Source organism: Streptomyces sp. NPDC007095 (assembly GCF_040634475.1).
Lineage (GTDB): Bacteria > Actinomycetota > Actinomycetes > Streptomycetales > Streptomycetaceae > Streptomyces.
In genome coordinates this window covers 14,287-31,331 of record NZ_JBEYFS010000062.1, presented here as the reverse complement: position 1 = coordinate 31,331, position 17,045 = coordinate 14,287, and the positions used below count along the sequence as shown (strand labels likewise).

Below are 17,045 nucleotides of genomic sequence, written 5' to 3'. Positions count from 1 at the left end.
CCGGGTACCGAGGCAAGGAGAACGGCCGTGTCCCACAGCACGGTGCCTCGGAGCGGGACCGAGGCCGACACGACAGGGAAGACCCCGGTGGCGTCCGGCGGCGCCACCGGTTCCCGGGAGAAACGCCCCTCCGGGAAGGTGAGCCTGCGGCTCAGGTTCAGACGCGACCGCGTCCTGCTCCTGATGACGCTGCCGGCGGTCCTGCTGGTCCTGCTCTTCAACTACGTGCCGATCCTCGGCAACATCGTCGCCTTCCAGGACTACGACCCGTACATCAGCGACAACGGCATCGTCTCCATGCTGCACAGCCCCTGGGTGGGCATCGAGAACTTCCAGCGGGTCTTCGCGGACTCGGCGTTCTGGAGCGCCGTGCAGAACACCCTCGTGCTGTTCTTCCTCCAGCTCGTCCTGTACTTCCCGATCCCGATCGTGCTCGCGCTGCTCATCAACAGCGTGGTCAGGCCCAGGGTCCGGGCGCTCTCGCAGGCCATCCTCTACCTGCCGCACTTCTTCTCCTGGGTGCTGGTCATCGCCGTCTTCCAGCAGCTCTTCGGCGGCGCCGGAATCCTCTCGCAGTTGCTGCGGCAGCACGGGTACGACGGTCTCGACATCATGACCGACCCCAACACCTTCAAGTTCCTGATCACCGCGGAGAGCGTGTGGAAGGACGCCGGCTGGGGGATCATCGTCTTCCTCGCCGCGCTGTCCTCGGTCAGCCCGGACCTGTACGAGGCCGCCGCGATGGACGGCGCGGGTCGCTGGCGCCGCATGTGGCACGTCACGTTGCCCGCGCTGCGCCCGGTGATCGCCCTGCTGTTGGTGCTCCGCGTCGGTGACGCCCTCACCGTCGGCTTCGAACAGATCCTGCTCCAGCGCGACGCCGTCGGACCAGGAGCGGCGGAGGTCCTCGACACCTTCGTCTGGTGGAACGGCGTCCGCAACCAGGACTTCGGCTACGCGGCGGCCGCCGGACTGATCAAGGGCGTGGTCAGCCTCGGCCTGGTCCTCGCCGCGAACAAGGTGGCCCATCTCATGGGCGAGCAGGGGGTGTACAAGAAGTGACCGCAGTCATCGACAAACCCGTGCGCGGCCCCGGCCGCCTGGCCGCGCCGCCCCGGCCGGTGTGGGAGGAAGAGCCCAGCAAGGCAGGCCTCGCGGGCAAGGGACTCGTGCTGACCCTCGCCTGCCTGGGGATCTTCTTCCCGCTGTGGATCGTCATCGTCACCAGCCTCTCCTCACGGAAGACCATCGACGAGGCCGGAGGCCTGGTGATGGTGCCCAAGGGCATCACCTTCGTCGCCTACAAGGAACTCCTCAGCGGCGGCCAGGTCACCCGCGCCTCGGTCATCAGCATCCTGATCACCCTAGTCGGGACGCTGTTCTCCATGGCGGTGTCCGTCCTGTGTGCCTACGGCCTCTCCCGCATCGGCTCGCTCGGCCACCGCTGGATCCTGATGACGCTGCTGGCGACCATGTTCTTCAGCGCCGGTCTCATCCCGACCTATCTGCTGGTGCAGTCGCTGGGCCTGACCGACAGCTATCTCGCGCTGATCCTCCCGAGCGCGATCAGCGTCTTCAACATCCTGGTGCTGCGCGGCTTCTTCATGGGCATCTCGCAGGAACTCATCGACAGTGCCCGCATCGACGGCGCCGGTGACCTCCGCATTCTGTTGCGGATCGTCATGCCGCTCTCCCGCGCCGTCCTCGCGGTGATCACCCTCTTCTACGCCGTCGGGTACTGGAGCGCCTGGTTCAACGCCTCGCTCTACCTCAACGACCAGGACATGATGCCGCTGCAGAACGTCATGATCCAGCTCGTGCAGAAGCAGGAGGCCCCGGTGGGCCTCGGCCAGGCCATCAAGACCGGCCAACTGTCGGGCCTGGCCGTGCAGATGGCGGTCATGGTGATGGCGTTGCTTCCGGTGGCCGTGTTGTCGCCGTTCGTGCAGCGGCATTTCAGGAAGGGCATGTTGACGGGCGCGGTGAAGGGCTGACCGGCGCCTGTCGAAGAGGACTCTCCGGTTGCTCGGCGACCGCGGCTCGTTCGTGGCCGGCCGCGCCCACGCGGCGGAGCCGTATATCGATACGGCCCCGCGCCCCTCAGGTAACTCCCCTGACCGTCTCTCCGTAGAACGAGGTATGTCATGCACGCGTCCCGACTGAGCCGCCGTGCCGTTCTCGCCGGGAGTGCCGCCACCGCGCTCACCACCGTGGCGCTCCCGCAGGGCCGCGCGCACGCCGCCGAGGTCACCGCCGCCACCCCCTCCTACCGCTGGCGCAACGCCGTCATCGGCGGTACCGGGTTCATCACCGGGGTGCTGTTCCACCCGGCCGTACGAGGGCTCGCCTATGCCCGGACCGACATCGGCGGCGCCTACCGCTGGGACGAGCGCGCCGCCCGCTGGACCCCGCTCACCGACCACCTCGGCTGGGACGACTGGAACCTGCTCGGTGTCGAGTCGCTCGCCGTCGACCCCGCGCACCCGGACCGGCTCTACCTCGCCCTCGGCACGTACGCCCAGTCGTGGGCGGGCAACGGCGCGGTCCTGCGCTCCGACGACCGCGGTGCCACCTGGACCCGCACCGACCTGAACGTGAAGCTCGGCGCCAACGAGGACGGGCGAGGGGCCGGGGAGCGGCTCCTCGTCGACCCGCGCGACAACGACACCCTGTGGCTGGGGACCAGACACGACGGGCTGCTCAAGTCCACGGACCGGGGCGCCACCTGGGCGGGCGTGGGTACCTTCCCGGCGAACGCGAACTCCGCCGGGCAGGGCATCACCTTCCTCGTCGCGGCCGGGCGCGCCGTCTACGCCGGCTGGGGCGACGGCGACGGCACCACGGGCACGGCGAACCTGTACCGCACCTCCGACGGCACGACCTGGGAGGCCGTCCCCGGGCAGCCGTCCGGCACCGCCGCCAAGGTCCCGCTCCGCGCCGCGTACGACCGGCTCACCCGCGAGCTGTACGTGACGTACGGCGACGCGCCCGGCCCAGGCGGCCAGTCCGACGGCAGCGTGCACAAGCTGCGCACGGCGACCGGGAAGTGGACCGAGGTCACTCCGGTGAAGCCGGGTGGCACGACGGCTGGGAGCGCCGCCCACGCGTTGAGCGGTGGGAGCTCGGCGGACACCTTCGCCTATGGCGGTGTCGCCGTCGACGCCCGCCGCGCGGGCACCGTCGTCGTCTCCACCAACAACCGGTGGGCCGACGGCGACACCGTGTTCCGGTCCACCGACGGTGGCCGTACCTGGGCGTCCCTCAAGGACGTGGCTGTCTTCGACGTGTCCGAGACTCCTTTCCTCGACTGGGGAGACGACCAGCCGAAGTTCGGCTGGTGGATCCAGGCGCTCGCCCTTGACCCGTACGACTCGAAGCACCTCGTGTACGGGACCGGCGCGACCCTCTACGGCACCCGCGACCTCAGGCGCTGGGCGCCGCGGATCCGCGGTCTGGAGGAGACGGCCGTGCGCCAGCTGATCTCGCCCCCGGCCGGGGAGGCGCATCTGATCAGCGGACTCGGGGACATCGGCGTGATGTACCACGAGCGGCTCACGGCGTCTCCGTCACGCGGCATGGCGACGAATCCCGTGTTCGGGTCGGCGACGGGACTCGCGCAGGCCGCGGCCAAGCCGTCGTACGTCGTCCGGACGGGCTGGGGCGACCACGGCAACGGCGCGTACTCCCACGACGGCGGGCGGACCTGGGCACCCTTCACGGCCCAGCCCGACATCGCCAAGAACGCACCGGGGCCGATCGCCACCAGCGCCGACGGCGGTACGCTGCTGTGGTCCTTCGTGCACTGGGACGGCACGAAGTACGCGGCTCACCGCTCGGCGGACAACGGCGCGACCTGGTCCGAGGTCTCCTCCTTCCCGAAGGGCGCCACGCCGGTCGCCGACCCGGCCGACCCGACGCTCTTCTACGCGTACGACACCGACACGGGAACGCTGTACGCCAGCACTGACAGTGGCCGCTCCTTCACCGCCCGTGCCGGTGGACTGCCCTCCGGGGACAACCAGTTCAAGCTGGCCGCCGCCCCTGGGCGGAGCGGTGACCTGTGGCTGAGCGTGAAGTGGAACGGGCTCTACCGGTCCACCGACGGTGGCGTCACCTTCGCCAGGATCGCCGGTTGCTGGGCCTCGTACACCCTCGGCTTCGGCAAGGCGGCCGACGGCGCCGACTACCCGGCCGTCTACCAGGTCGGCTCCACGGAGACGATCACCGCCGTCTACCGCTCCGACGACGCGGCCGAGACCTGGGTGCGGATCAACGACGATGCCCACCAGTGGGGCTGGATCGGCGAGGTCATCACCGGAGACCCGCGTGTGTACGGCCGTGTGTACCTCGGTACGAACGGGCGCGGCATCCAGTACGGGGAGCCGGTCTGATGCCGACGCTCGCAGACGCCACCCGCGGCCGCATCCTCTTCGGCGGCGACTACAACCCCGAGCAGTGGCCGGAGGAACTCTGGCAGGAGGACATACGGCTCATGAAGGAGGCCGGCGTCAACTCCGTCACCGTCGGCGTCTTCTCCTGGGCCAAGCTCGAACCGACGCCCGGCGCACGGGAGTTCGGCTGGCTCGACCGACTCATGGACCTCCTGCACGAGAACGGCATCGGAGCCGTCCTCGCCACCCCCACCTCCTCGCCCCCGCCCTGGATGGGCCGGCTCCACCCGGAGACCCTGCCCCGCGACGCGGACGGCCGTGTCGAGTGGTGGGGAGGCCGCCAGCACTTCGCCCACTCCAGCGCCGTCTACCGGCGCCACGCCGCCGCCATCACCGAAGACCTCGCCGCCCGCTACGGCGGCCATCCCGCCCTCACGATGTGGCACATCAACAACGAGTACTGCACCTACGACTGGGGCGACGAGGCGGCCGCCGCCTTCCGGCGCTGGCTCCAGAGCAAGTACGGCACGCTCGACGCCCTCAACACCGCCTGGGGCACCGCCTTCTGGAGCCAGGGCTACGACGTCTGGGAAGGCGTCCTCCCGCCGCGCCACGCCCACTACATGAACAATCCGACCCAGGTCCTCGACTTCAAGCGCTTCACCTCCGACGCCCTCCTGGAGTGCTACCTCGCCGAACGCGACATCGTCGCCCGGCACACCCCGCACATCCCCGTGACCACCAACTTCATGCCGTTCTGGCAGGGCCAGGACGGCTGGGCGTGGGCCGAGCGGGAGGACGTGGTCTCCGTCGACATCTATCCGGACCCGCGCGACCCGCTCGGCGCCCAGTACGGCGCGCTCATCCACGACATGACCCGCTCGCAGGCCCGCGGCGGGCCCTGGATGGTCATGGAGCAGGCGGCGGGGCCCGTGAACTGGCGTGGTGTGAACCACCCGAAGCCCCGCGGGCTCAACCGGCTCTGGTCCCTCCAGGCCGTCGCCCGCGGCGCGGACGCCGTCTGCTATTTCCAGTGGCGGCAGTCCCGGCAGGGCGCCGAGAAATTCCACTCCGGCATGGTCAGCCACGCGGGGGAGCGCGGCCGCACCTTCCAGGAGGTCAAGCGGATCGGGTCCGAACTCGCCCTGCTGAGTGCCAAGGTGACGGATACACGGGTCGTCGGCGCCGACGTCGCCGTACTGCTGGACTGGAACGCCTGGTGGGCGAGTCAGCAGGACGGGCGGCTGTCCTCCGAGGTCGACCACCAGAGCGTCGTACGCGCCTGGCACCGCGCGCTGTGGGAGGCCGACATCACCGCCTCCTTCGCCCACCCCGAGCACGACCTGTCCGCGTACAAGCTGGTCGTCGTCCCGCAGCTGTATCTGCTGACGGACAGGGCGATCGACAACCTCGTCGGGTACGTACGCGGCGGTGGCACCCTCGTCTCCGGCTTCCTGACCGGTGTCGCCGACCAGGACGACCGGGTACGGCCCGGCGGCATGGACGAGCGGCTGCGCGAACTCTTCGGCATCCGCACCCTGCACGAGTGGTGGCCGCTGGACGCCGACGAGAAGGCCGAGGCCGAGGGCTTCCGGGGCACGCTGTGGTCCGAGGAGATCGAGGCCGCGGACGACACCTACGCGGTCGTCCCGTACAAGGGCGGTGAACTGGACGGTCTTCCGGCCGTGCTGCGCAAGGGCCGCGCCTGGTACCTCTCCACCCTCCCCGAGCCCGAGGCGCTGTGGCCGCTGCTCGCCGGGATCGCCGAGGACGCGGGCGTACGGCCGCCACTCGACCACCTCCCGGCGGACGTGGAGGCGGTACGCCGGGGCGAACTGCTCTTCCTGCTCCACCACGGGCGGGACACGGTGACCGTGCCGGTGCCGGGACGCCATCGCGACCTGCTGACCGGCCAGGACGTTGTCGATGCCGTGGAGCTGGGGCGGTACGGGGTCGTCGTACTGGAGGCAGCGCCATGAGCGAGCCCGTGGGCGGCCCCACGGACGATCCCGTCCACGGCTCCACCGACGCTCCCGTCCACGGCACCTGGGAGCCCGCCCCCGCCGCCCGCTGGGAAGACGCCTTCTTGAGCGGGAACGGCCGACACGGCGTCATGGTGTTCGGTGATCCGAACGACGACCGGGTCATCGTCAACCACCACTCCCTGGTCCGCCCGAACGGCAGTGCGGCCGCCCGGCCGCCCGAGCTGGCCGAACGGCTGAAGAGCGTCCAGGACCGGTTGCTGGCCGGTGACGTCGACGCCGGGGAGGACTTCACCGACGGGCGACCGCTGCTGTGGGTGCAGCCCTTCCATCCGGCCTTCCAGGTGCGGCTGCGCCGGGCGCCACGGGAGTCGCGCGCGTACCGGCGCGAGGCCGACTTCACCACCGGTGTCGTCCGCGCCGAGTGCGGGGACCGGCGCAGCGAGGTCTTCGTGTCGCGTGCGGACGACGTCATCGTCCAGCACGTGACCGAGGCCGACCTCACCGTCGACGTGACGCTCGACCACCGACTGCCGGGCGCCCCATCGGATCTGACGGTCGGCCACAGTTCCGTCCTCACCGCCGAGGGCGCTCTCCTCACCCTGCGGGCCCGCTATCCGGGCAGCGAGCGGGCGTACACCGGGGTGACGCTCGCCGTGGTCACCGGTGGCCGGACGCTCACCGCGCCGCCCGGGATACGGGTCGAGGGCGCGCGTTCGGTGCTGCTGCTCACGCGGGTACGGCGGCACAAGGGGGAGTGGGACGCACTCGCCGAGGCCCGTGAGCTGCGCGCCCTGCTGCCCGACGGCGACGAGGACGCGTACGGCCGTCTCCTCGCCCGGCACACCGCCCTGCACCGCCCCGCCTACCTGCGGGCGGGCCTGGAGCTGGGCGCCGACCCGGCCGAACGGGCGCTCCCCGGCTCGGAGTTGGTCCGCCGTCCGAAGAGCCCCGCCCTGCTCGAACGGCTCTTCGCGGCCGGTCGTCACCACCTGCTGTCCGCCGCTGGAACGCTGCCGCCACGGCTGACCGGGCTGTGGACCGGCGACTGGGACACCGCCTGGTCGGGAGCCTTCACCACCGACGCCAACGTCAATCTCCAGACGGCGTCGGCCGCCGCGGCGGCGCTTCCGGAGGTGTCCGAGGCCCATGCCGCCCTGATCCACGGCCAGTTGCCGCACTGGCGCGACAACGCCCGGGCGATCTTCGGCACCCGGGGTGTCGTCGCCCCCGCGCACACCGACGGCGAGTCCGGGCACGTCTACCACCTCAGCCGCGAGTACCCGCTGCATGTGTGGACGGCGGGCGCCGACTGGCTGCTGAAGCCCCTCGTGGACCACGACGAGACGCGCGGCGCACGCGATCCGCGCCTGTCCGCCGCGCTCGCCGAAGTGGCGTATTTCTACGAGGACTTCCTCACTCGGACCGACGAGAACGGCCACGTCGTGATCGTGCCGTCGTACTCGCCGGAGAACCGGCCCGCCACCGCGCGCTGGATCACGCTCAACGCCGCCATGGACCTCTCCGCGGCACGCCACGCCCTCCGCACGGCCGCCGACCACCACCCCGGACCCGACGCCGAGCGCTGGCGCGCGCTCGCCGACCGGCTGCCGCCGCACCGCGTCAACGCCGACGGGGCACTCGCCGAGTGGGCCTGGCCCGGCCTCGACGACACCTACGACCACCGGCACCTCAGCCACCTCTACGGCGTCTGGCCGCTCGACGAGATCAACCCGTACGACACCCCCGAGCTCGCCGCGGCGGCACACCGCGCCCTCGTACTGCGCGGCGCCGAGAACGACTCCGCGCACGGCCACCTGCACCACGCCCTCGTGGCGGCCCGGCTGCGGGACGCCCAGCGGGTGGCGGGAGCCCTCGACAACGTCCTGGCCGGGGACTTCTTCCATGTCTCCCTGATGAGCGGCCACTACCCGAACCGGCACGTCTACAACGCGGACGCCGCCCACACGCTCCCCGCCGTGCTCATCGAGATGCTCGTCCAGTCCACGCCCGGACGGCTGGTCCTCTTCCCCGCGCTCCCCACGGCGTACCCGAGCGGCCGGCTCCACGGCATCCGCACCCGGTTCGGCGCCGAGATCGACCTGACCTGGAGTCCCGAGGAGCGCACGGCCGTCATCCGCCCCACCCGCACCACGCGGATCGATCTCAGGACTTCCGCCGGCGCGCGACCGCTCTCCCTGAGCGCCGGAGAAGACTGCGTCCTCACCCTGGGGCCGCAGTAGCACCCGCAGTTCCCCCCACCCATGGAAGGGACACCATGGCAACACGGACACTCGGCAGGGCCGCCAAGGCCCTGCTGGCCCCCGCGCTCGCGCTCGGCGCCACCGTCGGTCTCGCCTCCGCCCCCGCTCAGGCGGCCGTCTGGAGCTCCTGCGAGCAGTACGGGAACACCAGCCTCAACGGGTACACGCTCTACAACAACATCTGGGGCTCCGGCGCGGGAAGCCAGTGCATCTGGGCCAACTCCGGTACCAATTGGGGAGTTTGGGCCAACCACCCCAACACCGGTGGCATCAAGTCGTACCCGAACGCCAAGAAGGTGATCAACAAGTCGATCACCTCGCTCGGCTCGCTCAGCAGCGGCTACAACGTCACGGTCCCGTCGTCCGGCGCGTACAACACGTCGTACGACATCTGGGACACCGGCTACAAGTACGAGGTCATGCTCTGGGTGAACAAGACCGGAGCCGTCGGCCCGCTCGGCACCTCGCAGGGCACCCTCACCCTCGGCGGCCACACCTGGACCGTCTACAAGGGCAACAACGGAGCCAACGACGTCTTCTCCTTCGTGCGCACCTCGAACTCCACCTCCGGCACCGTCGACGTCCTGCCGATCCTCAAGTGGATCAAGGACACCAAGGGATGGTTCGGCAACGTGACAATCGGCGACTTCCAGTTCGGCTTCGAGATCACGTCCTCGTCCGGCGGTCTGGACTTCGCGACCAACAGCCTCTCGGTCAGCAGTAGTTGACCGACACTCCAGGCGACATCAGCGGCCCGGTTCCCGCGTCGCGCGGGGGCCGGGCCGTCGCGATACGAGCCGCGCGGCACCGGCACACCCGGCGCCGGCCAGCGCGAAGCCCAGCACGCTGGGGTTCAGGTAGCCGGGAACGGCGTCGGTGACATAGCTGTCGCCGTCCCCCGTCTCGCAGACGAACCGGAGGGGCAGATAGCGCACCGTGTAGTCGACGATGCCGGGGTCCTGCGCCCACTCCTCCCAGCCCGGTGTGCGACAGGGCCGCAGCGGTGCCGAGTCGGTGCCGTTCTCCTCCGCGTCCATGACCGCGCCGACCAGATGGAGCAGGCCCCACACGTACAGGACGGCCGTGGCGGCCCCCATGAGGGCGGCGACGACGCGCAGCCACACCACGCGGTCGGCCTGCCGCAGGCCGATCCGGCCGAGGGTGCCGAAGCAGTACCCGACGAAGGCGAAGGCCGCGACCAGGCTCCCCGGGACGAGCGGCAGGAGCAGGTACACCATTCGGTGACTTCAGCAGCCCGAGATCGCCTCGGCTGTGATGGAGGCCACAGTTCCGGCAACGGTAGCGTCACAGATCATGCGGGGAGGCCCGCCCGGCCTCCCCGCATGCGAGCGGCTACTCCGCCACAGGCAGCCGCGCCCCGTCCCGCAGGAACAGCGGGATGCGGTCCAGAGGGGCGTCGACGGTGACGTTCGCGCCGCCTTCGTACGTCTCACCGGTCCACGCGTCGGTCCACCAGGCGCCCGCCGGAAGGTACGCCGTACGCACTGTCGCGCCCGCCGTGAGCACCGGCGCGACCAGGAGGTCGGAGCCGAAGAGATAGGAGTCGTCGACCGACCAGGCCGCGTGGTCCTCGGGGAACTCGAGGAACAGCGGGCGCATCACCGGCAGCCCCTCCTCGTGGGCCTCCCGCATGACGTCCAGCACATAGGGCTTCAGACGCTCGCGCAGCCGCAGGTACTTCTCCAGGACCGCGCCGGCCTCCTCGCCGTACGACCAGACCTCGTTCGGGCCGCCGGTCATGTCGGGGCCCAGCGGCATACCGGGATCGCGGAAGCCGTGCAGGCGCATCAGCGGGGAGAGCGCGCCGAACTGGAACCAGCGGACCATCACCTCGCGGTACGCCGGGTCGTCGGGATCGCCGCCGTGGAAGCCGCCGATGTCGGTGTTCCACCAGGGGATGCCGGAGAGCGCGGTGTTGAGGCCCGCGGCGATCTGGCGGCGCAGGGTCGCGAAGTCGGTGCCGATGTCGCCGGACCACAGGGCGGCGCCGTAGCGCTGACTGCCCGCCCACGCCGAGCGGTTGAGAGTGATGACCTCGGTCTCGCCGACAGCGAGCATGCCTTCGTAGAAGGTGCGGGCGTTCTCGCGGGGGTAGAGGTTGCCGACCTCCAGACCCGGGCCCGCGTGGTAACGCAGGTTCTCCTGGAAGCCCGGCTTCAGCTCCGGCTCGCAGGCGTCCAGCCAGAAGGCCGAAATGCCGTACGGGTCGAGGTAGTTGTCCTTCACGCGAGACCACAGGAAGTCACGGGCCCCGGGGTTCGTCGCGTCGTAGAAGGCCACCTGGACGGTGGAGGCGACCTCTTTGTCGGGCCAGTCGGCGTGGGCCATCGGGCCGTACTCGGTGCCGATGAAGTAGCCGTGCTGCTCCATGAGCGGGTGGTTCTCGGAGAGCGGGGAGACCGACGGCCAGACGGACACGACCAGCTTGACGCCGAGTTCGGCGAGCTCGCGCTGCATCGCCGCCGGGTCGGGCCACTCCGCCGGGTCGAACTTCCAGTCGCCCAGGTGGGTCCAGTGGAAGAAGTCGCAGACGATGGCGGACAGGGGCAGTCCCCGTCGCTTGTACTCCCGTGCCACGCCGAGGAGTTCGTCCTGCGTGCGGTAGCGCAGCTTGCACTGCCAGAAGCCGGCCGCCCACTCGGGCAGCATCGGCGTACGGCCGGTGGCGGCGCTGTAGCGGCGCTGGGCGTCGGCCGGGGTGCCCGCGGTGATCCAGTAGTCGAGCTGGCGGGCCGAGTCGGCGACCCAGCGGGTGCCGTTGCCCGCGAGCTCGACCCGCCCGATCGCGGGGGAGTTCCACAGGAACGTGTACCCGCGGCTGGACGTGAGCACCGGGACGGTGACCTCGGCGTTGCGCTGGACCAGGTCCAGGACCGTGCCCTTCTGGTCGAACAGTCCGTGCTGGTGCTGGCCGAGGCCGTACAGTTTCTCGCCCTCGTAGGCGGCGAAGCGCTGTTCCAGGCGGTGGTGGCCGTTGCCCGTCGGGGTGTACAGGCGCGGGCCGGGCCACCAGAAGTGAGCGCGTTCCTCGGCGAGGAGTTCCGCGCCGTCGGCCGAGCGGAGGAAGCGGAGCCCGCCCTCGGCGCTGACCTCGACGGTCAGTGCGCCGACCGTCAACTGGCCCTCACCGTCCTGGATCTTGACGGTGCTCTCGGTCACCTGCGGCTCGTCGAGGAGCGCGCCGGGGAGGCCTTCGAGCACGGGGCCGCCCAGGCGTGCGCGGACCCGGACCGCGTCCGGGCCCCAGGGCTCGATACGGACGGTCTCCTGACGTCCGCTCCACTCCAGCGCGCCGTCCCGCTCACGGAACGTGCCGACGGTCGGGGAGGACTGCGCGAGGCTGACCGCGCCTGACTGGGTCTGGTTTTCGGCAGGCTGATTCACGGGGGCGCTCCTGAAGGAATGCAGACATGAGGAATGCAGACATGCAGACATGGGGGTGCCCGGCGAGGAGGGCACAACGCTGGGGCTGGGGCTGGGGCTGGGGCTGGGGCTGGGGCAGTGCGGTGTGACGCGGTGGGGTGAAGGGTGGGACGGGGAGTGGCGCGGCCGGGCCCCGGTCAGGCGGCGGTCGGCGCCGGGCCCGTGCTCGCCCGTACCGTCAACTCGGGTGCGATGAGCGCGACTTCGTCCTCGCCGTGCCCTTCCAACTTGGCGATCAGATGCTCCACGGCGAGCCGGCCCATCTCCTGCGCAGGGATGGCGACCGAGGTCAGCCGCACCGAGGCCTGTGTCGCGACCTGGTCCGGGCAGATCGCGATCACCGACATGTCCTCGGGGACGGCCCGGCCCTGCTGGCGCAACAGCGCGAGCAGCGGCTCGACCGCGGACTCGTTCTGCACGACGAAGCCCGTGGTGCCTGGGCGCTCGTCGAGGATGCGGGCGAGGGTCAGGGCCATCGCGTCGTACCCGCCCTCGCAGGGGCGGTGCAGCACGCGCAGGCCCAGCTCCCTCGAACGGGACCGGAGTCCGTCGAGGGTGCGCTCGGCGAAGCCGGTGTGCCGCTCGTAGACCGCGGGAGCCTCGCCGATGACAGCGATGTCACGGTGGCCCAGCAGCGCGAGGTGCTCGGCGCACAGCGCGCCCGTCGCGCCGAAGTCGAGATCGACGCAGGTCAGGCCGGAGGTGTCGGCGGGCAGGCCGATCAGTACGGAGGGCTGGTCCGTCTGGCGCAGCAGCGGGAGCCGTTCGTCGTCGAGCTCCACGTCCATCAGGATCATCGCGTCGGCGAGCCCGCTGCCGGTGACGCGGTGCACGGCGTCGGGACCCTCCTCGCCGGTGAGCAGGAGCACGTCGTAGCCGTGCGTGCGGGCGTGGGTCGCCACCGCGATGGCGATCTCCATCATCACGGGTACGTACATGTCGGTACGGAGCGGAACCATCAGCGCGATGATGTTGGACCGGCTGCTCGCCAGGGCCCGGGCGCCCGCGTTCGGGTGGTAGCCGAGCTCCTGGATGCTCCGCTCGACCCGCTGTCGGGTGTTCGCGGAGATGGACCGCTTGCCGCTGAGGACATAGCTCACCGTGCTCGCCGAGACTCCGGCGTGCTGGGCGACCTCGGCGAGGGTGACCATCCAGCTCTCCAAGCATTGTGTGAAGCGCTTCGACAGTGCGCATTGCTGACAAGGGCGTGTGAGGGTGGCTCGACAGTAGCTCGACGGGTGGTGGGTGTCCATAGGTTGTCGAAGCGCTTCGACAGGATTCTTGCGGTGCGGGTCGGGAGTCGTCGTCGTGCCGCGCGACGGCATGTTCGCCGTGCGGTGCTCGGGCGTGTTTCCAGTGTCGTGCGCCGGTACGTTTCGCGCGCCGGACTTCGCCGTGCGGCGGCAACCTTTCGAGCGCTGGTGGTCACTGAGAAGGCGTACGCAGACCGTTTTCCGGAAGGACCTTCGATGCAACACCGCCGACCGCGCCTGTCCAAGAAGGCGAAGGCGATGCTCGCGGGAACGGTGGCGCTCGCGGCCGCCGCGGGCGCCACCGTCGCCCAGGCGGGCGAGGCCGGCAAGAAGTGCGGCGCCTTCGACACCGTCATGATGGGCAAGTACTACGTCAACAACAACCTCTGGGGGCAGGACGACGGCACGGGCACCCAGTGCGTCTGGGACACCTCGCGCTCCGGCGACACCATCGGCTGGGGCACGGACTACACCTGGACCAGCAAGGCCGGCAAGGAGAACAGCGTCAAGTCGTACGCCAGTACCGTGCTCGGCTGGCACTGGGGCTGGAAGACCGACAAGGCGGCCACCGAACTGCCCGTCCGGGTCGGCGACCGCAAGCCGGTCAAGACCAGCTGGGAGTTTTCGGTCAGTTCCAGCCCCGGCACCATGAACGTCGCGTACGACCTGTGGCTGCACGCCAAGAACGACGCGGACTGGCAGGACCAGCCCACCGACGAAATCATGGTCTGGCTCAACCGGCAGGGCGGTGCGGGCCCTCTCGGCACCAAGTACGGCAGCGTGAGCCTCGACGGCGCCATGTGGGACATCTACCAGGGCGACATCGGCTGGAAGGTGTACTCCTTCGTCCGCCGCACCAACACCACCAAGGCCTCCCTCGACCTCGACGACTTCACTCAGGCCCTGGTCCGCCGCAAGCTGCTCGGCAACGACAAGTACCTCTCCGGCATCGAGTCGGGCAGCGAGGTCTTCCGTGGTTCGGGACGGCTGGACACCAAGGCGTACTCCGTCGACATCGGCTGACATCCGCCGGCATCGGCCGGCATCGGCCCAAACCCATGGGGTACACGTTCACGCGAACGCGCGCGAGGACTGGTGGTCTCACCCGTATTCGGGTAAATACGATCGAGTAGAACCGATCGGTAACGAAGGTCCCCAAGATCCCTATGCGCGGCGAGGTGAGCCTCATGTCCGCAACACCCCACCAGCCCACCGTCACTGAACGTGAGGCACGTCAGGTCGCGGAGGCGGCCCGCGAACAGGACTGGCGCAAGCCCAGCTTCGCCAAGGAACTGTTCCTCGGCCGCTTCCGCCTCGACCTGATCCACCCGCACCCCATGCCGGCCGAGGACGACGTACAGCGCGGCGAGGAGTTCCTCGCCAAGCTGCGCGACTTCTGCGAGACGAAGATCGACGCGGCCCGCATCGAGCGCGAGGCGCAGATCCCTGACGAGGTCATCGACGGCCTCAAGGACCTCGGCGCCCTCGGAATGAAGATCGACACCAAGTACGGAGGCCTCGGCCTCACCCAGGTGTACTACAACAAGGCGCTCGCCCTCGTCGGCTCCGCGAACCCGGCGATCGGCGCCCTGCTGTCCGCGCACCAGTCGATCGGCGTACCGCAGCCGCTGAAGCTCTTCGGCACCCAGGAGCAGAAGGACGTCTTCCTGCCGCGCTGCGCCCGCACCGACATCTCGGCCTTCCTCCTCACCGAGCCGGACGTCGGCTCCGACCCGGCGCGGCTCGCCACGACCGCCGTCCCGGACGGCGACGAGTACGTCCTCGACGGGGTGAAGCTCTGGACGACCAACGGCGTCGTCGCGGACCTCCTGGTCGTCATGGCGCGCGTCCCGGAGTCCGAGGGCCACAAGGGCGGCATCACGGCGTTCGTGGTGGAGGCCGGCTCCGAGGGCGTCACCGTCGAGAACCGCAACGCCTTCATGGGCCTGCGCGGTCTGGAGAACGGCGTCACCCGCTTCCACCAGGTCCGCGTCCCGGCCGCGAACCGGATCGGCCCGGAGGGTGCGGGCCTGAAGATCGCCCTCACCACCCTCAACACCGGCCGCCTCTCACTGCCCGCCATGTGCGTCGGCGCGGGCAAGTGGTGTCTGAAGATCGCCCGCGAATGGTCGGCGGCCCGCGAGCAGTGGGGCAAGCCGGTCGCCTTCCACGAGGCCGTCGGCTCCAAGATCTCCTTCATCGCGGCCACCACCTTCGCCCTCGAAGCCGTCGTCGACCTGTCCTCCCAGATGGCCGACGAGAACCGCAACGACATCCGCATCGAGGCCGCCCTCGCCAAGCTGTACGGGTCCGAGATGGGCTGCCTGATGGCCGACGAACTGGTCCAGATCCGCGGTGGCCGCGGCTTCGAGACCGCCGAGTCGCTGGCGGCGCGCGGCGAGCGGGCGGTGCCCGCCGAGCAGATCCTGCGCGACCTGCGCATCAACCGGATCTTCGAGGGCTCCACGGAGATCATGCACCTGCTGATCGCCCGCGAGGCCGTCGACGCCCACCTGTCGGTCGCCGGTGACCTCATCGACCCCGACAAGTCCCTCTCGGACAAGGCGAAGGCAGGCGCGAACGCGGGTGTCTTCTACGCCAAGTGGCTGCCGAAACTGGTCGCGGGACCGGGGCAGCTCCCGCGCTCGTACGGCGAGTTCAACCGGCATGTGGATCTCTCCCCGCATCTGCGCTACGTCGAGCGCAACGCCCGCAAGCTCGCCCGCTCCACCTTCTACGCCATGTCCCGCTGGCAGGGCCGGATGGAGACCAAGCAGGGCTTCCTGGGCCGGATCGTCGACATCGGCGCCGAGCTCTTCGCGATGAGCGCGGCCTGCGTCCGCGCCGAACACCTGCGCCTCACCGGACAGCACGGCCGCCAGGCCTACCAGCTCGCCGACGCCTTCTGCCGCCAGTCCCGCATCCGCGTCGACGAACTCTTCGGCCGCCTGTGGAGCAACACCGACGACCTCGACCGCAAGGTCGTCAAGGGCGTACTGGCGGGCGCGTACGAATGGCTGGAGCAGGGCGTGATCGACCCGTCCGGGGAAGGCCCCTGGATCGCCGACGCGACACCCGGTCCGAGCCGGAAGGAAAACGTCCACCGCCCCATTCGCTGACCTTTTCCCCAGGAATTCACTGCCGTCCCGGTTCGCCATTCCGCTGCTTGCCGCACCGAATATGTGCGTCGACAATGAGGAGAATGGCGAACGGGGACGGCAGATGCGCCAAGGAATCGGGGAAGAACACGGTCACGGCCTTTCCGCGCAGCTGACGCGCGCCCGCGCCGAGGCCCGGTGTCAGCTCGACGAACCGGATCTCGTACGGGCCCTGCGGACCGTCCGCAAAGAAGTGCGGCCGCTGGCGCAGAAGCTGCGCGAAGCCGCGCCCGAGACCTTCGAGGCGCACCGCGACGCCCTCGCGGTTCTCCTCAACGACTGCGCGCTCGCCCTGGTCGACACGGAGCCGCGCCCGCCGGTGCCCTCCTTCGACGCCGTACGGATCCGGCGCATCGACCTCCGTGACGTCGACGGTCTGCTGGACGCCGGACGGCCGGGGGAACGGCCCGTCATCCAGCAACTCCTCCGCAGCGCACTCGACGTGGTCGACGATCCCGTCCTGCGCGAGGTGATCACAGCGAATCAGCAGGGCGTCCACATTCTGCAACGAGCCAATCACTGGATTCGGATGCTCGTGGACGCCGTTTAGTTC

At 70.1% G+C, this 17,045-nt stretch carries 12 protein-coding genes; 9 read left to right on the top strand and 3 right to left on the bottom strand.

The genetic code is table 11. The annotated features are described in order from the left end of the window. Positions 1–27 precede the first annotated feature (27 nt). The 6 genes from ABZ656_RS22225 to ABZ656_RS22200 all read left to right on the top strand — a co-directional run bounded on the left by ABZ656_RS22225 (position 28) and on the right by ABZ656_RS22200 (position 9,365). Positions 28–1,062 (top strand): ABC transporter permease subunit, encoded by a 1,035-nt coding sequence (locus ABZ656_RS22225; protein WP_101400961.1) that lies wholly within the window; start codon positions 28–30, stop codon positions 1,060–1,062. Beyond that, the gene (locus ABZ656_RS22220; RefSeq protein ID WP_101400962.1) at positions 1,059–1,994 is read left to right on the top strand and encodes a carbohydrate ABC transporter permease; all 936 of its coding nucleotides are present in this window, start codon (positions 1,059–1,061) and stop codon (positions 1,992–1,994) included. Before ABZ656_RS22225 ends, ABZ656_RS22220 begins: the two co-directional genes overlap by 4 nt. A gap of 150 nt (positions 1,995–2,144) precedes the next feature. Next, on the top strand, positions 2,145–4,391 hold the full coding sequence (locus ABZ656_RS22215) for a 1,4-beta-glucanase (protein ID WP_360269978.1): 2,247 nt from the start codon (positions 2,145–2,147) through the stop codon (positions 4,389–4,391). Next, positions 4,391–6,370: a beta-galactosidase gene (locus ABZ656_RS22210; protein ID WP_360269976.1), complete on the top strand. Its 1,980-nt coding sequence runs from the start codon at positions 4,391–4,393 to the stop codon at positions 6,368–6,370. The genes ABZ656_RS22215 and ABZ656_RS22210 overlap by 1 nt, the downstream gene beginning before the upstream one ends. After that, the gene (locus ABZ656_RS22205) at positions 6,367–8,616 is read left to right on the top strand and encodes a glycoside hydrolase N-terminal domain-containing protein (protein ID WP_360269974.1); all 2,250 of its coding nucleotides are present in this window, start codon (positions 6,367–6,369) and stop codon (positions 8,614–8,616) included. The genes ABZ656_RS22210 and ABZ656_RS22205 overlap by 4 nt, the downstream gene beginning before the upstream one ends. Positions 8,617–8,651: 35 nt before the next feature. Beyond that, a complete protein-coding gene (locus ABZ656_RS22200) occupies positions 8,652–9,365 on the top strand; it encodes a hypothetical protein (RefSeq protein WP_101400966.1) in 714 nt (237 codons plus the stop codon). A gap of 18 nt (positions 9,366–9,383) precedes the next feature. Here ABZ656_RS22200 and ABZ656_RS22195 read toward each other — a convergent pair whose 3' ends face one another. The 3 genes from ABZ656_RS22195 to ABZ656_RS22185 form a co-directional block, all read right to left on the bottom strand. After that, complete coding sequence (locus ABZ656_RS22195; RefSeq protein WP_101400967.1) at positions 9,384–9,875, bottom strand: hypothetical protein; 492 nt, start codon at positions 9,873–9,875, stop codon at positions 9,384–9,386. 115 nt (positions 9,876–9,990) lie between these two features. Next, positions 9,991–12,042 (bottom strand): glycoside hydrolase family 31 protein, encoded by a 2,052-nt coding sequence (locus ABZ656_RS22190; RefSeq protein ID WP_360269972.1) that lies wholly within the window; start codon positions 12,040–12,042, stop codon positions 9,991–9,993. A gap of 176 nt (positions 12,043–12,218) precedes the next feature. After that, positions 12,219–13,232 carry a LacI family DNA-binding transcriptional regulator gene (locus ABZ656_RS22185; protein WP_360269970.1) on the bottom strand — a complete coding sequence of 338 codons (1,014 nt, stop codon included), beginning with the start codon at positions 13,230–13,232 and terminating at the stop codon, positions 12,219–12,221. A gap of 318 nt (positions 13,233–13,550) precedes the next feature. On the opposite strand from ABZ656_RS22185, the gene ABZ656_RS22180 reads away from it, so the two are divergent. The 3 genes from ABZ656_RS22180 (at position 13,551) to ABZ656_RS22170 (ending at position 17,042) form a co-directional block, all read left to right on the top strand. Next, positions 13,551–14,357 (top strand): endo-1,4-beta-glucanase, encoded by an 807-nt coding sequence (locus ABZ656_RS22180; protein ID WP_360269968.1) that lies wholly within the window; start codon positions 13,551–13,553, stop codon positions 14,355–14,357. Positions 14,358–14,521: 164 nt separating this feature from the next. After that, positions 14,522–16,453, top strand: coding sequence for an acyl-CoA dehydrogenase family protein (locus tag ABZ656_RS22175; protein WP_101403786.1), 1,932 nt, complete (start codon positions 14,522–14,524; stop codon positions 16,451–16,453). A gap of 103 nt (positions 16,454–16,556) precedes the next feature. After that, positions 16,557–17,042, top strand: a complete 486-nt coding sequence (locus tag ABZ656_RS22170) for a hypothetical protein (RefSeq protein WP_101400971.1) — start codon at positions 16,557–16,559, stop codon at positions 17,040–17,042. Positions 17,043–17,045 lie beyond the last annotated feature (3 nt).